Origin of the sequence: Burkholderia lata (assembly GCF_902499335.1) — a bacterium.
Lineage (GTDB): Bacteria > Pseudomonadota > Gammaproteobacteria > Burkholderiales > Burkholderiaceae > Burkholderia > Burkholderia lata_B.
Genome location: NZ_CABVQK010000015.1, coordinates 1 through 19,516 on the forward strand (window position 1 = coordinate 1; position 19,516 = coordinate 19,516).

The 19,516-nt window shown below is 62.2% G+C and carries 13 protein-coding genes; 7 read left to right on the forward strand and 6 right to left on the reverse strand.

What is annotated here, in order from left to right:
* Window positions 1–9: 9 nt before the first annotated feature.
* The 5 genes from BCO18175_RS31025 to BCO18175_RS31045 all read right to left on the reverse strand — a co-directional run bounded on the left by BCO18175_RS31025 (window position 10) and on the right by BCO18175_RS31045 (window position 10,298).
* The gene (locus BCO18175_RS31025) at window positions 10–528 is read right to left on the reverse strand and encodes a hypothetical protein (RefSeq protein ID WP_174986540.1); all 519 of its coding nucleotides are present in this window, start codon (window positions 526–528) and stop codon (window positions 10–12) included.
* Between the two features lie 214 nt (window positions 529–742).
* Window positions 743–1,144, reverse strand: coding sequence for a hypothetical protein (locus tag BCO18175_RS31030; RefSeq protein WP_174986549.1), 402 nt, complete (start codon window positions 1,142–1,144; stop codon window positions 743–745).
* A 954-nt stretch (window positions 1,145–2,098) separates the two neighbouring features.
* Window positions 2,099–3,658, reverse strand: a complete 1,560-nt coding sequence (locus tag BCO18175_RS31035; protein WP_174986552.1) for a phospholipase D-like domain-containing protein — start codon at window positions 3,656–3,658, stop codon at window positions 2,099–2,101.
* A 68-nt stretch (window positions 3,659–3,726) separates the two neighbouring features.
* Window positions 3,727–6,753 carry a type II secretion system protein GspG gene (locus BCO18175_RS40690; RefSeq protein WP_254608191.1) on the reverse strand — a complete coding sequence of 1,009 codons (3,027 nt, stop codon included), beginning with the start codon at window positions 6,751–6,753 and terminating at the stop codon, window positions 3,727–3,729.
* Window positions 6,754–8,267: 1,514 nt separating this feature from the next.
* Complete coding sequence (locus BCO18175_RS31045; protein ID WP_174986554.1) at window positions 8,268–10,298, reverse strand: FUSC family protein; 2,031 nt, start codon at window positions 10,296–10,298, stop codon at window positions 8,268–8,270.
* Between the two features lie 145 nt (window positions 10,299–10,443).
* On the opposite strand from BCO18175_RS31045, the gene BCO18175_RS31050 reads away from it, so the two are divergent.
* The 7 genes from BCO18175_RS31050 (at window position 10,444) to BCO18175_RS31080 (ending at window position 18,133) form a co-directional block, all read left to right on the forward strand.
* Window positions 10,444–11,346: a LysR family transcriptional regulator gene (locus tag BCO18175_RS31050; RefSeq protein ID WP_174986556.1), complete on the forward strand. Its 903-nt coding sequence runs from the start codon at window positions 10,444–10,446 to the stop codon at window positions 11,344–11,346.
* A 409-nt stretch (window positions 11,347–11,755) separates the two neighbouring features.
* Window positions 11,756–13,315 carry a DHA2 family efflux MFS transporter permease subunit gene (locus BCO18175_RS31055; protein WP_174916525.1) on the forward strand — a complete coding sequence of 520 codons (1,560 nt, stop codon included), beginning with the start codon at window positions 11,756–11,758 and terminating at the stop codon, window positions 13,313–13,315.
* Window positions 13,316–13,490: 175 nt separating this feature from the next.
* Window positions 13,491–13,820, forward strand: coding sequence for a hypothetical protein (locus BCO18175_RS31060; protein ID WP_174986558.1), 330 nt, complete (start codon window positions 13,491–13,493; stop codon window positions 13,818–13,820).
* Between the two features lie 257 nt (window positions 13,821–14,077).
* Window positions 14,078–14,413, forward strand: coding sequence for a sugar ABC transporter ATPase (locus tag BCO18175_RS31065; protein ID WP_174986560.1), 336 nt, complete (start codon window positions 14,078–14,080; stop codon window positions 14,411–14,413).
* A 136-nt stretch (window positions 14,414–14,549) separates the two neighbouring features.
* Window positions 14,550–16,139: an ABC transporter substrate-binding protein gene (locus BCO18175_RS31070; protein WP_174986563.1), complete on the forward strand. Its 1,590-nt coding sequence runs from the start codon at window positions 14,550–14,552 to the stop codon at window positions 16,137–16,139.
* 170 nt (window positions 16,140–16,309) lie between these two features.
* Window positions 16,310–16,852, forward strand: coding sequence for a class I SAM-dependent methyltransferase (locus tag BCO18175_RS31075; RefSeq protein ID WP_174968969.1), 543 nt, complete (start codon window positions 16,310–16,312; stop codon window positions 16,850–16,852).
* Between the two features lie 27 nt (window positions 16,853–16,879).
* Window positions 16,880–18,133 (forward strand): hypothetical protein, encoded by a 1,254-nt coding sequence (locus tag BCO18175_RS31080; RefSeq protein ID WP_174986564.1) that lies wholly within the window; start codon window positions 16,880–16,882, stop codon window positions 18,131–18,133.
* 19 nt (window positions 18,134–18,152) lie between these two features.
* Here the strand turns inward: BCO18175_RS31080 and BCO18175_RS31085 are convergent, their stop codons facing one another.
* Window positions 18,153–19,460 (reverse strand): Nramp family divalent metal transporter, encoded by a 1,308-nt coding sequence (locus BCO18175_RS31085; RefSeq protein ID WP_174986566.1) that lies wholly within the window; start codon window positions 19,458–19,460, stop codon window positions 18,153–18,155.
* Window positions 19,461–19,516 lie beyond the last annotated feature (56 nt).

Genomic DNA, 19,516 nt, shown 5'->3' on the forward strand with positions numbered 1-19,516 from the left:
ATAGATGTACTACGCTGTCTCAGGGTGGGTCAGATTTAGATGAAATCGGTGGGTTAAGACTCGGTGGAAATCAACAGTTTCACGAGCCGGGTAGCGAGTCAGCAGCACGCTACCAGCGTTCTTGAAATTGACATGTACCACTGCACTTTGCCGAAGTGACGGAAAGTCAGGTTCCTGGGCGGGCGCTACGCTCGCAGTCATATCTTGCTGATTGCGCAGGTGCTTGAGCGTACTGTCGACGGAGTCGATAAACTCGATTGGAATCGCCCTCATATCGGGCTCCATGATGCGCAAGACATCATCCGCCCCAGACTCGAGCATCGTGACCATCCAGCCGATTTGTAAAGTCTCGCCGGCGCGGAATCGTTCGCCTCCCGCAACACTTTGCTCGAGGAATCGCAGCAGCCAGCCGATGTCCACTGCGGGAATCGTTCGATCGGAAACCCGAATCTGAAACTCTGGATGATCGAACCGTTTGCAATGGATGGTTCTATGCACCGGATCGTTTGACTGCTCCGTTGCTTGCATCGAACTCGGCGATCGAAATAATGAGCGAAATATCATGGTTCGCACTATTTTAATGAGAGGCGATCGGCGACGGTCCATCCGGCTATGTCGAATGCCCGCTCCTGACCGTCGCTAGTTCCGGTTGTCCATGCGCGGTCTCCCGATCATGAAGCGTAGCCTCACCGGGGAGTCTCTTTCTGTTTGGACCTGTGGGCTTAGAAAGTCAGCGGAGAAGCTATCCGAAAACCCGAGCCCACACCGCCCGAATGCGTCGCGCGCGATCCTCGAAGAGATATGACGCCGCAAGCGTAAAGACACCTGAAATTGCACCCGTCACGATGTGCTCGACATAGGGGACACGGTAGTGACTCGCGTGCGAGTAGGCGTCGCCCAACGTTGTCAGGACACCAACGACCAGCGCATTGCCGTATCGATGCGCGTAGAGTTTTGCCACAGGCGTGAAAGTCAAAAGTACAGCCAGGAGTCCAGTAAGCAGACCCGTATGAAATGCGATAGTCCAGTGGGCAAGGCTCATGATATTTCCCCAGCTCCCCGGCATGCATGTCATGCACGCACTGGTCGGCTGCCAGAAACGCTGGACAAACAGTCTGACGCGGTGATTCCATTCGGTTGACATGATGCATTCCCATCAATGCCGTCGCCACGGCCGGCGCCGCTACACGTATCGTTGAAACAGTTTCCGAACGCTTTAACGAGCGCGCCGCCGTCGTCACGGATGGGTCGACGGTGCGCCGTAGAGGCTTGGCAATAGCCTGGACATGGGGGAATACTACTCCACGATCAGACGGCCGCTGTTTCGACCGAGACCGAAATTCAACTCTTATGTCTATCGGTGCAGCCCCGTCCGTGACGCGCATCGGACGAGGCGCTTGCGCGCGAAGTCGACGACCGGCATCGACCCGAAGCGGACAACCAGCGTTCCGCAAAAGCCGACGCTCAGTGGTTACTCGGGCGACAACCTAATGTCGGCATCGGCGTATCCGCCGCTTCGTTCGTCCCGAAGCACGCGTCGAGCGCACTCGAGCCATTCTGGAAAGACTGCGGCGTCCATAGGTGCACCCTGCCCATTCGGTTCACCCCAGAGAGCAAGGTTACCGAGAAGTGCTCCCAAGACGTCGGGCCTATCGAGACGCTCCCACTCCCGCTCGAGAAACTCAAACATCGTAAGATAGGCTTGGCGTAGCGTAACTGCACTTTCCAGTGACGGTCTTTCCATATCTCTTGAGGCTTAGGTCAAAAATTGAAGTTTAGCTTGACTAACTGCTCCTGGCCGAACGTGGTCGGTAGGCAACCTGTGATTCGCTACCGGCGCAGATCGACCCGTTGCTGCCGGTCAAGGGCTTGATTCGAAATGGCCGGTATCACTTGTCAAGCGGCCGCTCGGAAAGTCCAAGCACTTGTTCAGAACGGCAAATCGTCGTCGCCGCTGGCTTTCTGGCAAGGTGCATCCCGGCGATATTGGCGTCGATTCGCCAACAAGGATTCCTAACTAGAACGGCAGTCCGAGTCGACACAATCGGGACAGATGAAGCTTCAGCGGTTGTCTAACCTCAATGAATAACGCTTCCATTCATCCCGGCTTACTGCAACGCCCCAGATTGACCGCAGCCGCCTGATCGACATACGCGTTATAGAGTGAGTCCCTGATGTCCGGAACATTGCTATAGCTTGTATCTTCTACGTTGTCGAAGCCGACCCTTCTGCCAGAGGACGGAGGGCTGTCCCTGCCGCTGGGGTCCGGACTATCTATACCTGTGTACTTTAGAACCGCCGCGTCCTTCGTATCTTTTGTCACCGTTGCCCACATGTTCCAGCTGTCCTCAGCAGATGAATCCAACCTAACGTCGGCATCAGACGAAAGGCCCAGATGCTTCTTCCAAAGCGCAACTCTCAATGACTGCGCGAATGAGGGTTTGCCGGCAGGAGACGGAGCCTTATCGAATATCGCCGCGATTACTTCGCTATCGAAAGACAATCCTCTTTCGTTGATATTGGCTGAGCCAATCACCGCCAACTCGTCGTCAAACACCCACGTTTTTGCATGCACATAGCTACCCACTGTCGGCACCTTCATTACGGGATCGACTCTGTAGAATATCCCAACTTTTTCCTCGTATAATTTTTTATCCTTCTGCAAAATTCGAACGAATCCGGAACGAGCTGCGCGAATATTCGGAAGGTCCGAGAGGTTAGAATGCGGAATCAGGATGAGAAGGTGATCAATCTCTGCTAACCGCTTTTGCAGGAGATCCGCAATCCGCAAACTTACCAGGTATTGGTCTTCGATATAAATAAACTTAGAACTGGTCGCAATCGCATTTTTCAATGTATCGAAGACGCTGCGGTCGCTGGCACATCCTTTACCGTCGACGCGACGGTTGAACGTTCGCCCGATGGCAACAAGCTGCGATGCTCCCGTCGCTTCTTCATTCGAGCCATTTACGTCGTTGAGACCTAACAGAGCCCCCTTCCCTCCTTGCGTAAAGGGCTTATCCCATTTTGAATGGTCAGGATGCTGCGTCCAACGCTGAACGAATACATCGAGGAGGCCCCGAGCACCATCTCCTTGTATTCGACAATGTACGTCATGGTAGGGAGATCCTTTATGTTTATCGACGGCTGTTAGACGATCCTGACTGATGTCGACGCCCCCACAAAAGCCGATAATTCCCTGCGATCCCTTTACCACAATAATCTTTTGATGGTGACTTCCGAAGATGCTTAAAGGATGCACGTCAAGTAGCCCGACACCTGACGTCAACTTTTTTACATTACTCGCTGCATGGCTGTTAAAGGCACCGACGATAGTTGGAGCAAGCCTCTGAAAAAGATTGTCCCAAAGAATCACACGTATCTGTACATTACAGGCCGCCGCCTTGATTAGTAGCTGATGCAGCGTAGATCGAGGATCACCGGCTTTCAACCGAAGCGTGTCGTCAAGCCACCATCCCAATATGTAGATATAAAATCCATTTTCCTTAACATCGGTGAATGTAGTGCCGATCGCATCGTACATAGACACGTAAGTGTCTTTGCCATCAATGAGATACTCGACACGATTACCCTCCGTGACTGGCGTGGAAAGGGCGCGCTTCCATTTATCTATAACACGCTGGTCGTCGTCACTCATATAGACCACTCCCAATTTAGCCGAATTGCTTCTAGTGAGCGCCGCGGAAATTATAAACCGACGTTGTTCTAGGCAGGATCGGCCTTCGTCGTCAGCGCGGAGTTGATGACAACATCCAGAGCGCTGGTAGGTGTGTATTCGTACCAGGTCGACACAATCGATCCTTCGGCCCAACTCGTTATGTCGGCGTCCAGATCGTCGCCGCCAGGTTTCCCATCCTTACCGAAGCTTACAAGATCATAGTCTCCATGCAACCCGGGCATCGTATAAACGTAATTGTTATTCCATGGATCTTTCAAAGGCAAAGGTCCAGCGACCGTTGCCGATAGGATGGCTAGGTTGGGTGGGTAGAGTTTGACGTCTGCATCGATAACGCACGTAGTACCCGCTACATGAGAACTCGCAAATACAGCGGAGAACGTTGTTTTTGTGACGGCTGTAACCGACACTGTCTCCTGATTGGCATCCGTGTCGACGGTTAATTGAACGCCGTAATCTATTCCATTCATGGAGGAGGGAGTGACCGTCTGCGAACCGCCAGCAGCAACAGCCGTGGTGAGGGTGATATTATGCTGTTGATTATTATAATCTTCGATGAGTAGGATCAGCTTTTGCATGTCCGACCATGCCTTGCGCTGTTCAGGGTACAACAATGGTCGCACATTCTTATCTGGGTTAGCAGGTGGAATCGCTTCATAATTGGTCATGGCAAAATTCCGTATCTCGGTACCGATCGATACGTAGGGGTGGTTGATCGCCAGGGCGTCAATGAGTGAATAATTCTCCATGAACTGCGCAAAGCTTTGTTCGAATCCGGGTCGTATCGTCAGCACGACGCGCGCGCAGCCCGCCCGCAAGAATGTGCGATGTTCCGGGTCCGGGTGCAGGAGGAACAGCTTGAATGGCCAGCGGCTGGTCGCATCCCAAAAGTAGGGGTATGGAAAGAATAAAACGTTCTCCCATTCGATGGCATTGTGGATGAATTTAATGTATTCCCCGTACTGCATGATTGTCTGCCAGGCGCTGGTATCGCCGGTCTTGAATATTGCCTGCGGGTCGTTGAGGATGACATCTAGCGAACCAGGTTGTAATTGAAAGGTGGGACCGAACAGCCATTGCAGGACGCTTTTCATAATCTCTTCCCTTTCCATACGGCGGAGGGTCAACGCATCGAAGAGATTCAATTCATTTTGCAGTGTAGCTTTTCGGTCATTGAGTAGTCGCAAATTCGCGTCAAAGGCAGCCTGGTCCGCTTCGCGAAGCTGACCCCATACCTTCGCCTGCCAGGCAGAGATTTCTTCAGCAGTGGGTGAAGCTTGTATTTTGAGGACATAAGCCCCGCTTTCCACGTTGTAGTAGTCGTACATCAGCGAGACATGGCCGGTGCGTCCAACGATGGTACTTGGCGTCAGGTCGACCTCCAGCACGCCGTCCTTTGCGGTGAACTCACCGCCGGCATTCCTCGCCGAGGTACCAGGGCCAGGGTTCTCCCCGGTCAGGTTGATCTGCGCGCGATGACCGCTGTTGAAGTCCCCGTCACCCAGATGAACCTGCGCGTGAAAATGACCACCGGTGACTACATATCCATCGGGTATGTCGATATCAACGGGCTCGAAATTGAACTTGTCTATAGAGGTCTGCAGCGATCCTCCCTCCATGGTCTGGAAAGGATCGGTTGGCGGCGGGTCGATGGTCACACCATATGCTTGTTCATAATCGGCCCAGTTGCTGGTGTTGATATCGGATAAATGGACGGCGAACGAATATCCTTGCGCGATCTGCTGGTTCAACACATACAATTCGGTGACCTTGGCCGCGAGGCTGCTGCCGGGATTCGGCACTACAATGTCATAGGTCATCCGCAGGCCGTAGCGGATAAGGTCTACCTTCCACTTGCGCATAAGTTGATAATAATCGACGCGAATGGCGCTGCTGGTGGGATTGGTGAGCACCTGTACGGCCAGGTTCTCCGCTCCCGCGACCGACGACACCTGGAAACTCGTGCGATGATCCTTTCGTGTCCGCGACGACGCTGCACGGGTTACCGCGACGGAATGGGCCAAACTGTCCTTTACCGATTTAAAGTCGTCCGATTTGGTGTTGTAGTCGACGCCGGTACTGGCAGTCACGGAGAACCCGCCCCCGGAGTAGCTAGCGGACACATTGCCATTTACGTCCATGCTGGACTGTTGGCGCGATTCATTAGTGGTGGCCTGTGAGATATCCGTTTTATCCACGACCCCGGTCTCGCTATACCCGGTTAGGGAATCTGAAACGATATTCTCAAAAGTCTGCGTCGTAGTGCTCCATTCCCGGTGCGTAATATTGACCGTCTCCTGCGGTGTCAGGGGAACGGAATGGACCAGTTCCCCGTGCTCAATGCCCACAGGCGTCATTTCGATCCGTTCAAGGTGAAGACGGCCGACTGGCTCCGCTTTAAAGCTATCCAGGAAGCCGTTCAAAATATTTAGCGTGTCGGAAGAGGATTGCGCGGCTTTGGCGACGTGAGTGACGATGGCAGTGCCAGTATCGGTCTTCCCGAGGTCGACACCCGTTGCCACCGTCTTGTCTATTGCCACGCGGAGAAGATGCAACGCGTTGCCATCCTTTTGCGCTAGGCCCCAGTTCAACGCGTCGGCCGGTCTACCATGGACGTTGGGTTTAGCCTTCTGAAAGGCAGCGACCACGCTCTGAACGTGAGCGTTCAGAGTTTTTGCACGCGCCCGCCGCGCGTCCGACACGGCTTGCGCCAGTTTTGCGAGGTCGCTCGGCGAAACCTCCGCCATCAAAGGTCCAAATTTGGACGTCACACCAGACGAGATTTGAGTCGTTAGGCTTTCTACTACCTTGAGCAGTGGCACGGCGCCTCCGCCTGCGCCATAGGGATTGGCCTTACCGGCCAAACCGATGGACATACCGTTTACATTCTGGTCTCCGGCCAAGTCTTTGAAGTCCTCTGCCTGCAGATTCAGCAGGCGCACCATCGCTACTTTTTCAACGGCTCGGCTGGTGGGAACCGGGTTACCTCCGGGCACGCTTGTGGGGACGTACGTCGCCTTTAATATCGAACGCTGCGAATTAGTCAAGTTAGCCATTGCAAGCCTCGAAGAGATCTGGACGTAGGAGAACGTTCACTGCACAGCTTGCTCCCGAGAGGCTCGCACGCCGACAACACCGCACCGGAGCTTCTAAAAGGATAGAAAAACGGGAAGAAATGTGAAATAGAACTATGAGGTGCCGTAAACGTATGGCTGGGTTGACCTTTCCCCTCTGACGTATTCAAGCTAAGTTATCAGTTCCTTCTCATCGTCGTCATCGGTGGCGTCGTATCGCTAGTGCTGAAGGCTTTTTTGGATAACGTCGCAGAAGCCAAGCGGGAGCGAGAGGACGCCGAAGCCGTCGTGAGAAATATATTGGCCGAGCTCAAAAGAGTTTATGACCGAGTGGCACGTGCGAGGGTCTTGATTCACGCCGCCAGTTGCGACACGCAGCGACGCCGTGCACGTCGGGGCTGACGAGCTGACGGCCGAACAGCAATACGTCCGGCAACTCTAGGCGGAGATCCAAAAACTGCGCGACGAGAACGCACTGCTGAAAAAAGACTCTGCCGGATGAGCTGTCAACCCGATGCCGAACCATCGACCGGTTGAATCCGCACCCCTTGTCTGCGGCTCCGGGCGCCGATAGCGTCCGGAGGGCGGTCCTTGGTAAGCCTCTTCACCTATCAATTAACTGGGGCGTGGGGCGCGCCAAATCCCTCACAACTCGGCACTACCGGCTTGCCAGAGGTCATCGAGAGATGATCTTCATGAAGTGAATGAGGTAGGGATTGCGTCGCCGGTTGAGTCTGCGGCAGCTTATGGCGCCGAGCAGACGTCAAGCAAATTTGGCAGCGAACGTCTCCAGTCGAGGATAGACCCGCCGTTCGAATGGCAGCGCTGCCGCACCGATCGATGGCTGTTAATGGCCGGTAACCGTCACTCGCCATCAGCGACAACTGGCCGGATGGCGAACATCGATCTGCCCCATTGGGCTGCTGACAAACTCGGGCTACATCTAGCCGATCCAAACTTCCGCACCGATCGGAACCTCTGCCTTGGATCGCACTTCAAGCGCGCACGACCCGCGTCGCTCCATGGATGGTGGAGACTGAAAATGGTAAGTCACGGTTAGCTGCACTTGACTCACCGAGCCGTCTGGCCGACGAAGCTCGACTTCCATGTTTCTTGGGCCCGAGAAATCCTCTTCAAGAGGGCCAGGCACCACAACTAGACCGCGTCCCAAGATGAAAAATGTGTCTGCGATGGTCAAGAGCCGCCCCACTGTCGCCCCTTTGGGTTCACGACGGTGATTGATTGTCGCGAATCCAAGGACGAAGCCGCCCCATAGAGTCATCGACTCCCGTCGGACAATACTGGTCTTCTCGCCGCTTTCCTCTACCTCGCCAAAGTGCCGCAGGCGGCTCCAGCCAAATTCAACGTATTCACGCGGCAGATCGAGCGCACGCTACTCGAACTGAACCGCGAGCCGCTGCCGGCGGAAGTCACGCCCGGCAAGGCCTATCGGCTCAGTTGACGCGCAGGCCGCCGCTCACGCGTCCCTCCCGCCGTCAATCCTGGCGATCGCGCAGGAAGCCGTCGTGCGCGCCCGCCGTCTCCGCGATCGTTCTCAGCAACACCGCACCGCGCAGCAGCGCGCGGCCGTCGTCGCTGTCGACCTCGGTCACGCGCCGCAGCAGCACGCGGGCCGCCGCGTTGCAGGCGCGCTCGAGCCGGACGAAATCCGCTTGCCCGACCCGCCCTCGCACCAACGCGACCGCACGCCGCGCCGCCGGCTCGCGCGTCGCCACTTCGGCCAGCGCAAGCAGGTTGTCGCCGATCGTCCAGGCCGCGAGCAGATCGCGCAGGTCGCGTTCGATGAGGCTGGGCGGTAGATGCCCCGCGAACCCGAGTTCACGCCCGAGACGGTCGGCCGTGCGGCTCAGCCACGCGCTCGCCCGCCACGCCCGCGGATTGCGCGCGATGCGCGCCAGGTCGTCGCGCACCGCGCGATGCAGGCGCCGCCGGCTCGTGCCGGGATCACCGGGAAACACGAGCGCGAACACCAGCGCCCCGAACGCAATGCCAAGCAGCGTGGCGAGCGCCGAATTGAGAAACGCGGCGTCGCCGATACGCGCCGTATTGTCCGGCGACGTGAAATTCCAGAAGAAGATCGAGAAGCCGCTGCCGATGCCGGCCGTACGCGGATTGCGCATTGCGATGCCCGTGCCGATCAAGAACACGCCGAGGATGTACGCGAGCATCTCGAAGCCCGACACCGCCGGCAGCAGCACGAAATTGCAGAGCGCGCCCGCGACCGCCGCGCAGGCCGCCCCTTTCAGGAAGCCGACGGTGGCGCCCACCGAGTTCGGGCGCGTCGAGAACAGCGCGCAGACCACGCCCGTGATCGCGACGAACCCGGCGCCCGACGGCCACGCGGTGACGATCCAGAGCGCCGAGGCGACCAGCACCGCGATAAATGCGCGAATCCCGTTGTGCCACGCGAGCACCGGATCGTGGTGAAACGCATAGCGCACGCGTGACGCCGGCGGATTCGGCCGGTCCAGCTGTGCCTTGCCCGCATAGGCGGCGTCGAACCCGGCCAGCAGCGCCGCCAGCCGGTCGAGCGTGAGCAGGCGCGACGGGTCCGAGCCGGTCGGGTCCGCGGCCTCGGCGCGCACTGCATCGTCCACGCGCGCCCGCAGTTCGGTCAACTCGGATCCCGCTTCGCCCGCCGCCGCCACGCCATCGAGCACCTGCGCGGCATCGGCGACCAGCGGATCCGGCGTGCCGCCGCTGCGCGCCGCGTGCTCGTGCAGCGCCTGCCCGGCAGCCTGCGCGGACAGCACGCCCAGCACCGCCGTACGCAGATGGCCGATCGCGTTGCGCACCGGCGGAGCGCCAGCGGCAGCATATTCGGCCGCCGTGTCGAGTTCGAGGGCGTCCGCGAACAGCCGGTGCACGGCCGCCCCGTTCGCCTCGCGGCGCAGCGCGCCCGCGCCGACGGCCACCGCGCGGTCGAGATAGCGCGCAAGCCGCGTGCGGACGTCAGCCAGCGGCGAACCCGGCGCGAACACCGTCTCGAACGCCGCGCCGCACAGGATGCCGACCACCACGTACAGGAATCGCGCGGTCGCGATGTCGAATGCGTGCAGCGGCGCGGAAACGGCATCCATCGCAATGATCGCCGCCGTATAACCCGCAAGCACGGCCGCATATGCGCGGAAATTGCGCAGGAAGGTCGCGACACCCGCGCACAGGCCGATCCACGCGGCGAGCGCCGGCAGGAACAGCTCGGGCGTCTGCGCGAACGCACCGGTCAGCATGAGCGCGACGGCCGCGCCGATCGCGGTGCCGAGAATCCGGTACTGGCTCTTCGACAAACCCATCCCGCGACTGCCCTGCGCGACGATCCATACGGTCGACGCGGCCCATTTCGGGTCGTCGAGATTCATCCGGAAGGCGATGTAGAGCGCGAGGAGCGACGCGGCCGTGTTGCGCAACGCGAAGCCGAGGGCGCCGGGCGGCAGCGTGGGCCGGGCGTCGCGCAGCGCGGTGCGCACGGCCGCGAGCGGCGGGAGATGGGGCAAGGCGAATTTCATGCGGCGAGCATACGGGGGCGCACGGCCGCCACTAAGAGGCGCGGACAGGATGCGTTATTGCGCCGGGCAGGATAATCGCCGCCGCACGAAGCGATTCGGCCGGCGCAGGTAAGATGCGCGCAGGTCGAACACTGAAGCACCCCGTATGGACTTCGAAAGCATCCGGATATTCCTGCGTGTAGTTGAACGCGGCAACTTCACCGCCGCCGCCACGCACCTCGACATGCCGCTCAGCCGCGTGAGCCGCAAGATCAAGCAGCTCGAGGACGATCTCGGCGTCCAGCTGCTGTACCGCACCACGCGCCGCGTTTCCGTCACCGAGGCCGGGCGCGACTACTACGAGCGCTGCCTGCGCGCCGAGGACATCCTGCTCGACGCGGACCGCCAGGCCCGCGCGCTGCGCACGGCGCCGGAGGGCATGCTGCGCGTGCTGGTGCCCTACTCGATCGGCCTGTTCGAGCTGGAGCCGGCGCTCGCCGAGTTTCGCCGGCGCTACCCGCTCGTCCAGCTCGTGCTGATCTACGACAACAACCCGCTCGACCTCGTCGAGCACGGCTTCGACGTGGCGCTGCGCGCGGGCGTGCTGACCGACTCCAGCTACATCGCGCGCTCGCTCGGCTGGTCGCAGGCGAAGCTCGCCGCGAGCCCCGCCTATCTCGACCGCGCCGGCCGGCCCGCCGCGCCGCAGGATCTCGCGCAGCACGACCTGCTGCTCGTCGGCCGTGACGCGCCCGGCCTGACGCTGCGGCTCACCAATGCGGCCGGTGAAGTGGCCGACGTACCGGTGCGGCCGGTGCTGATCACCAACGAATCGGTGACGGTGCTGCGCCAGGCCGCGAGCGGCGGCGGCATCGCACTGGTCTCGACGCACTACACGGCCCGCCGGCTCGAACGAAACGAGCTCGAAATCGTGCTGCCCGACTGGCACCGGACCGACGACGTCGAGCTGCACGTGCTGTATCCGCGGCGCGCGACCCTCGACAGCAAGGTGCGCGCGTTCGTCGAATTCCTCGCGGAAGTATTCGACGATTGGCGAACCGCACCATAACCGGCACGGTTCGCACACCGATTATTGCAGCAAGCGAAATCGATTAATGAGCCGGCCCGTGTTGATGGCGGCTCGCCACATCGTTAGCCTGTCGCGATGCAAAACCATTCCACACGCGACGGCAGCCGCCTGAGCGCTGCCCGCAGGCGCGTCACGCGCGTCCCGCCTTCCTGACCGGCCGCATCCCGCCTTGCGAAGCCCGCCACGGCTTCGTGCATCCGATCGAGCAGCACGTCGCACGCGTCGACCCCACGTAGCGGGCCGCGTCGCGCGCGCCGTGTGCCCCCTTCCATTCAGCAGCCGCGCCGTGCGTGCGTCGCGTTCGCGCGCGCGGCCGCGTGCGGCAGCGCGTGCCCGCCGCAACGGGCCGCATCCGTTCCGCACCTTTCGCCCCTTACGCAGGAAGCCCATGTCCTCTCCGTCATCTTCAGCCCCGCTATCGGGCGGCCGCCTCGCGATCGGCACGATCGCGGTATCGCTCGCGATGTTCATGAACGTGCTCGACTCGTCGATCGCGAACGTCGCCATTCCGACGATCTCGGGCGACCTCGGCGTGTCGGTCGACGAAGGCACGTGGGTCATCACGATCTTCGCGGCCGCGAACGCGGTATCGATTCCGTTGACCGGCTGGCTCACGCAACGCTTCGGTCAGGTGCGCCTGTTCGTCACGTCGATCCTGCTGTTCGTGTTCGCGTCGTGGCTGTGCGGGATCGCGCCGAACCTGCCGACGCTGCTCGCCGCGCGGATCCTGCAGGGCGCGGTCGCCGGGCCGCTCGCGCCGCTGTCGCAGGCGCTGCTGCTCGGTGCGTGGCCGCGGCAGAAATCGTCGAGCGCGCTGGCGCTGTGGTCGATGACGGCGCTCGTCGGCCCGATCGCGGGGCCGTCGCTCGGCGGCTGGATCACGTACGACTACAACTGGTCGTGGATCTTCTACATCAACATCCCGGTCGGCTTCTTCGCGGCCGCCGTCACGTGGATCGTGTTCCGCGACCGCGAATCAGCCACGAAACGCATGCCGATCGATACAGTCGGCTTGCTGCTGCTCGTGCTGTGGGTCGCATCGCTGCAAATCATGCTCGACAAGGGCAAGGATCTCGACTGGTTCAACTCCCCCGTGGTCGTCGCGCTCGGCATCGTCGCACTGATCGGCTTCGCGTTCTTTCTCGTGTGGGAGCTTTACGAAGCCAACCCGATCGTCGACCTGCGCCTGTTCACTCAGCGCAATTTCGCGGGCGGTACGATCGCGATCTCGGTCGCGTACGGGATGTTCTTCGGCACGCTGGTGCTGCTGCCGCAGTGGATGCAGGGCTATCTCGGCTACCGCGCGGTCGATTCGGGGCTCGCCACCGCGCCGCTCGGGCTGTTCGCGATCCTGCTTACGCCGGTCATGGGGCGCCTGCTGCCGCGCACAGACCCGCGCTACATCGCGACGCTCGCGTTCGTCGGCTTCGCGGTCGTGTTCATGATGCGCACGACCTTCTACACCGACGTGTCGCGCTGGGATCTCGTGCTGCCGACGCTGCTGCAGGGCATCCCGATGGCGATGTTCTTCGTGCCGCTGACGTCGATCATCCTGTCCGGGCTGCCGCCGGAAAAGATCCCCGCCGCCGCCGGCCTGTCGAATTTTGGCCGCACGTTCTGCGGCGCGGTGGGCACGTCGCTGATCAGCAACGCGTGGAACGACCGCACGATCCTGCATCACGCGCGGCTCACCGAACAGGCGAGCGTCACCAACCCGACTTTTGCGCAGCACGTCGACACGACGCGTTCGCTGCTGCACCTGGGCCCCGATTCGGCGCTCGCGTTCTTCAACGCATCGGTCGATTCGCAGGCAGCCGTGATGGGGTTGAACGACATCTTCTACGTGTCGGCGATCATCTTCATCGCGATCATTCCGCTGATCTGGATCACGAAACCGGCGCGCTCGGGCGGCGGCGATGCCGATGCGGCGGCGGCCGGCGCGCATTGATCCGCATGCGTGACGGCCGGGCCCCGTGCCGCACACGCCGGGGCCCGCGCCGCAACCCGCAGACGTAATAAAGACTTGCAATCGATACAGGCAGAAACGTCAACAGCTGGTGCCCCCTCCGCGTTTTTTGGACAAGCGCCCACGATCCGGGCGCGCAACGACAGGAGAAAACACCATGCGAGCCCTTACCCGCCATCTCGCGATTGCCGCCACCCTGATGTCGGTGCTGACCGGCACCGCGTTCGCCGAGACGCCGTGGCAACAAGCGCATCCGCGCCGCGAAGAGGTCAACCAGCGCCTCGCAAACCAGAATCGCCGGATCCATCACGAAGTGAAGGAAGGCGAGATGTCGCACGCCCAGGCCGCGCGCCTGCATCGTGACGACCGCAAGATCCGCCAGGAAGAGCGGGACATGGCTGCGCAGGATCACAGCCACATCACGAAGAGCGAAAAGCACGTGCTGAACCAGCAGGAAAACGCGGTCAGCCACCAGATCGGCCAATAAGATCGACAACACCGGCAAGTGCCCATTCGCCATTACCTGAAACGCCCGCTGCCGCCGCCCGGCAGCGGGTGCTTGTTGTGTATCGAATCGTTTCAACGCGCCAACGGCTTCAAATGCTGCGGGTATACTCCACCGTCAGCCGCCTGTCGCATCGTCGTCCGTCAAAAACGGCCCGATTCCGGGCGGTTTCGTCGCGAAGCTTCGCGATTCGCCTACCCCGCGCCCCAGCCTCGATACGAGACACCCGACGCCCCATCATGAAACGATTCCTGCTGCTCCTTCCCGCCGCCCTGCTCGCCGCCTGCGGTTCCGCTCCCTCGTCCGACTCGGCCAGTTCGTCCGGCGCAGCGCCGATGATCTACGTGTCGTCGCAACGTCCGGCCCATGCGATCGCCAACTGCCTCGACAGCCGCCTGTCGGGCACCGAGCAATCGCAGCACAACGGCGTGACCGACATCGCCGTCGGTTCGAACTCGTACTTCGTCACGCTGACGCCGTCGGGCAACGGTTCGGTCATCAAGGTCGTACGCGGCTCGGGCAACGAGCCGGCCGAGGAAGCGATGCGCTTCGCGATCGCGCGCTGCGCGATCTGATCCGAACCTGCCGATGCCGGGCGCCCGCCCGGCTCGCTCCCGCGCGCCGCCCCGCCGGCGCACGAGCCGAATATTTTCATCCGGATGGCCCTCGATGAGAGAATCGCACCCACGATTCCCTTTCAACGGAGCCCGCATGAAGCACCTGCTGTCCCGCCTGTTCGTCAGCGCCGCGCTCGTCGCGCTTGTTCCGGCGCTGCCGGCGCAGGCGGCCACGCCGCCCGGCATCTTCGTCGTCGCCACGCAGCTCGGCGAATTCACGACCCTCGACCCGAGCGGGATTTACGAGCTGGTGCCGTCCGAATACGTCGCGAACACCTACGAACGTCTGGTGCGCGTCGACCTGAAGGACCCGACGCGCTTCGACGGGCAGATCGCGCAATCGTGGACGGTCGGCGCCGACGGCGTGACCTACACGTTCAAGCTGCGCCCCGGCCTCACGTTCCATTCCGGAAACCCGGTGACCGCCGACGACGTCGCGTGGTCGCTGCAGCGCACCATCCTGCTCGACAAGGGGCCGGCCGGCGTGCTCGCCGATCTCGGCCTCACGAAGGCGAACGTGACGCAGAAGGTGCGCGTGGTCGATCCGCAGACCGTCGTACTCGAAACCGACCGCAAGTACGCGCCGAGCTTCGTGCTCAACGTGCTGAGCGCGTGCCCGGCATCGGTCTTCGACAAGAAGCTGCTGCTGTCGCACCAGCAGGGCAACGATTTCGGCAGCGGCTGGCTCCGCACCAACGATGCGGGCTCTGGCCCGTACCAGCTCGTCAAGTGGACGCCGAACGAGAACATCGTGCTGCAGCGTTTCGACAAGTACCGCACGCCGTACCCGATGAAGCGCATCGTGCTGCGTCACGTGCCCGAAGCGTCCGCGCAACGGCTGCTGCTGGAGAACGGCGACGCCGACGCCGCGCGCAACCTGAGCCCCGACAGCCTCGCCGCGCTGACGAAGGCCGGCAAGATCAAGGTCGCGTCGTGGCCGGTGTCCGCGCTGCTGTACCTGAGCCTGAACACGAAGAACCCGAATCTCGCGAAACCCGAGGTGCAGCAGGCGATGAAATGGCTCGTCGACTATGACGGCATCCAGCGCAACATCGTCAGCACGACCTACAAGGTGCATCAGACCTTCCTGCCCGAAGGCTTCCTCGGCACGTCGAACGCGCGGCCGTACAAGCAGGACGTCGCGAAGGCGAAGGCGCTGCTCGCCAAGGCCGGCTTCCCGAACGGCTTCGACGTGACGATGGACATGCCGAACGACTATCCGTACCTCGAGATCGCGCAGGCGCTGCAGGCAAACTTCGCGCAGGGCGGCATCCGCGTGAAGCTGATTCCGGGCGATGCGAAGCAGGCGATCGGCAAGTATCGCGCGCGCCAGCACGACATCTTCATCGGCGAATGGTCGCCCGACTACATGGACCCGAACAGCAATGCGCGCGGCTTCGCGTGGAATCCGGACAACTCCGACCAGTCGCCGACGAAGATGCTCGCGTGGCGCAACAGCTGGGACATTCCGCAACTGACGAAGGACACCGAGGCCGCGCTCGTCGAGCCGTCGCCCGCGAAGCGCGCGCAGCGTTACGAAGCGCTGCAGAAGGCCGTGCTCGCGAACTCGCCGTTCATCATCATGTTCGAGAAGGTCGTGCAGGTCGCGACGCGCCCCGGCGTGACCGGGCCGGAAATCGGGCCGATCAACGATCTCGTGTCATACCGCACGCTCGCGAAGTAATCGCGGCTGCCCGCGCGGCCGGCCATGCCGGCGCGCGGGTAATCGCCGCTACCGTTGCGCCGGCGCTGTGCCGTGCGGCGGCCGGCGATCTACAATGGCCGGCACCGCGAGGGCCGGCTGGTCCCGGCGACGGCACCCACCACCGAATTCGCTTCGAGAAGGAAAACAGGATGCGCACGCTCCAACAACTGAGAATGGAATTCCTGCAGTACAAGATCGAACCGATCGGCTGGCTCGGCGACAGCCCTTCCCGCTTCGACTTTTATACGGAAACGGCGATCGGCTGCGACTCCATCCTCGAGCTCGGCGTGTTTACCGGGCTGACCACGACGGCCTTCATGCTCGCGCAACCGAAGCGCCTCGTGTCGGTCGACATCTCCGACGAGCACTTCCACATCCGGCGCGAACTGGAGCAGGCCGCGAAAGACCTGTCGGTCGACTTCGAATTCAGGATCGCCGACGATCTTGCGATGGAGCCGCTGGCATCCGATCTGCTGTTCATCGACACCACGCATACGTACGATCAGACGCTCGCCGAACTGAACCGCTTCGGCCCGCTGGCACGCAAGAAGATCGTGCTGCACGACATGACCACGGCCGGCGTGTACCAGGCGGTGTTCCAATGGCTGTGGGACAACAAGCAGTTTCATATTACGTATCACGACAGCCGCGGCTGCGGCGCGGTCGTCTGCGAGCGCCACGTCGGCTACTGAGCCGGGCTCACACACCGGGGAAAGAACATGCATTCGAGCGAGCACGCAGTCTGCGTGGCGATCAACGACAACAACCGCGCCTGGTATGAAATGCTCGTGCCGTTCCTGTTGTCGCTGCGGCACACCGGCTACAACGGCCGGATCGCGGTGATCGGCTACGGGCTCTCCGAACGCAAGCGGCAGATCCTCGCGAGCCAGTCGGTCGACGTGATCGAAGCGTCGGGCGAGTATGCGCTGCCGGTCGGCCGCTTCATCGAGGCCGCCGAGTATTGCGCACGCAACCCGCAGATCCGCAAGCTCGCGCTGTACGACGCCGACATCTGGTTCTGCGCACCGGGGTTCGACCTGTTCTCGCAGATCACCGACGACCGGATCCACGCCTGCCCCGACCCGCTGTTCTGCACGTTCGTCGTCACGCCGCTGATCGGCGAACGGCGCGACCATCACTGGCGCCTCGTCGTCGACGAAGTCTCCGCACGCCACGGCGGCGCGTTGCAGGCCGGGCTCGTTGCCGGGACCACCGACGCGTGGGCACGCTACGCCGGCCACCTGCGCGACTGCATCGCCCGCATCGGCACCGATTTCCAGGAATGCTTCGGGATCGATACGACGTTCCTGCACCTGTGGAGCGCACAGGGCGAAACGGCGCTGCTCGATCCGGCCCAGAACTTCGTCAGCAAGTACGGCATTCACGAAGCGTTCGACGCGAGCAACGGCACGACGACGCTCCGGTATCACGACGAGCCGATCCGCGCGCTGCACATGACCGGCGATATCCGCTTCCTCGACCGGTGGCGCTACTACGCGAACCACGTCGACGCCGCGCTGCGCGACGGCGTGCCGTTCGCGCTGTCTGACGGCACGCCGTCCCGATCCGACGCAGTCGCCGCGCGCGTCGCGGCGACCGGCTACGTGCAATCGGCCGGGCTGACCGTTTCGTCCGCCGCGATCGAGGCGAACGCGGGCGCCTACCTGCAGGCGATCGACGAACCGGGCGGCACGATGCTCGTCGGCAGCGGCAACCACGAAGTCGTGTTCACCGCGACCCGCGACATCGCGCGGCTGAACGTCTATGTCACGCATCCCTCCGGCTCGCCGTCGCCGCTGCTGTGCGAAGTGCTGGTCGACGGGCAGGCGCAGCGCAAAGGCACCGAACTGATGGCGCATTTCTGGTATCAGGTCGCGGCCGGCGCCGTCATCACGCTGCGCTCGACGAGCCTCGGCGGCCAGCAGTGCAATGCGATCTGGCGGCTGCGCGAGGCGCCGGACATGCAGCAGTAGGCTGCCGGCCCGCTGCCGTTCAATTGAAGGCCGCCCACACCAGGTACGCATTCAACCCGACGATCACGACCGTCGCCGCCCCGGCGACGATCCGCAGCGGCAGCCGCATCGCATAGGCGCCCATCACGTCCGCGCGCGCCGACAGCATCAGCAGCGCGATCATCGGCAGCGGCAGCACGAAGCTCAGCACGACCTGGCTCGCGACCATCGCACGCGTGACGTCGCAGCCGAGCGCGACCACCGCGAACGCGGGCACGACCGTCACCGCACGCCGCACCCAGACCGGCATGCGGCGATGGATGAAGCCCTGCATCACGACCTGCCCGGCCATCGTGCCGACCACCGAACTCGACACGCCCGACGTCAGCAGCGCGACGAGAAACAGTGCGCCGGCCGCCGGCCCGAGCACGGGGATCAGCGTGTGATACGCGTCGCCGATGTCGGTCATGCCCGGCGCGCTCGCGTGAAACGCCGACGACGCCATCATCACCATCGCGAGATTCACGAACCCGGCCAGCCCGAGCGCGACGACGACCTCGCGGTTCGAGAAGCGCACGAGCCGCCGCCGCTGCGCGTCGTCATGCGGCGCGGTGCGATCCTGCGTGAGACCCGAATGCAGATACAGCGTGTGCGGCATGATCGTCGCACCGATGATCCCGACCGCGATCGTCAGCGCCGCGTGATCCGGAATCTGCGGGACGACCAGGTGGAACGCGGCCGCTTGCCAGTCCTGCGGCGCGATCAGCAGTTCGCCGAGATAGCACGCGCCGATCACGCCGACCAGCGCCGCGATCGCGGCTTCCAGCGGCCGGAAGCCGCGCTTTTCGAGCGCGAGGATCGCGCAGGTGGCGAACGCCGTTGCGATCATCCCCGCGAACAGCGACAGGTGGCACAACAGCCCGAATGCGAGCGCGCCGCCGAGGAATTCGGCGAGGTCGGTCGCCATCGCGGCAATCTCGGACGCGATCCACATGCCCCACACGACCGGCGCGGGGAAACGGTCGCGGCACAGCTCGGCAAGATTGCGGCCGGTCACGATGCCGAGCTTCGCGGACATCGCCTGGAACAGCATCGCGATCGCGTTCGCGGCCAGCACGACCCACAGCAGCCGGTAGCCGTACGCGGCGCCGGCCTGGATGTTGGTCGCGAAGTTGCCGGGATCCATATAGCCGATCGACGCGATCACGGCCGGGCCGACGAACGGCAGCATCGCGGCGACGCCGGTGCGGCGCCCTTCCAGCGCGGCGCGCGCCGCGCCGTCGGTGGACTCGGAGGACAGGCCCGGCAGCGCGAAGCCGCCGGCAGGTTTGCTCGTGACGGGAATCATGGTGAGGTTCCGTTCGAATGAGGAAGGCTTCCTGCAGTTCGGGCGCCGCGGCCGGC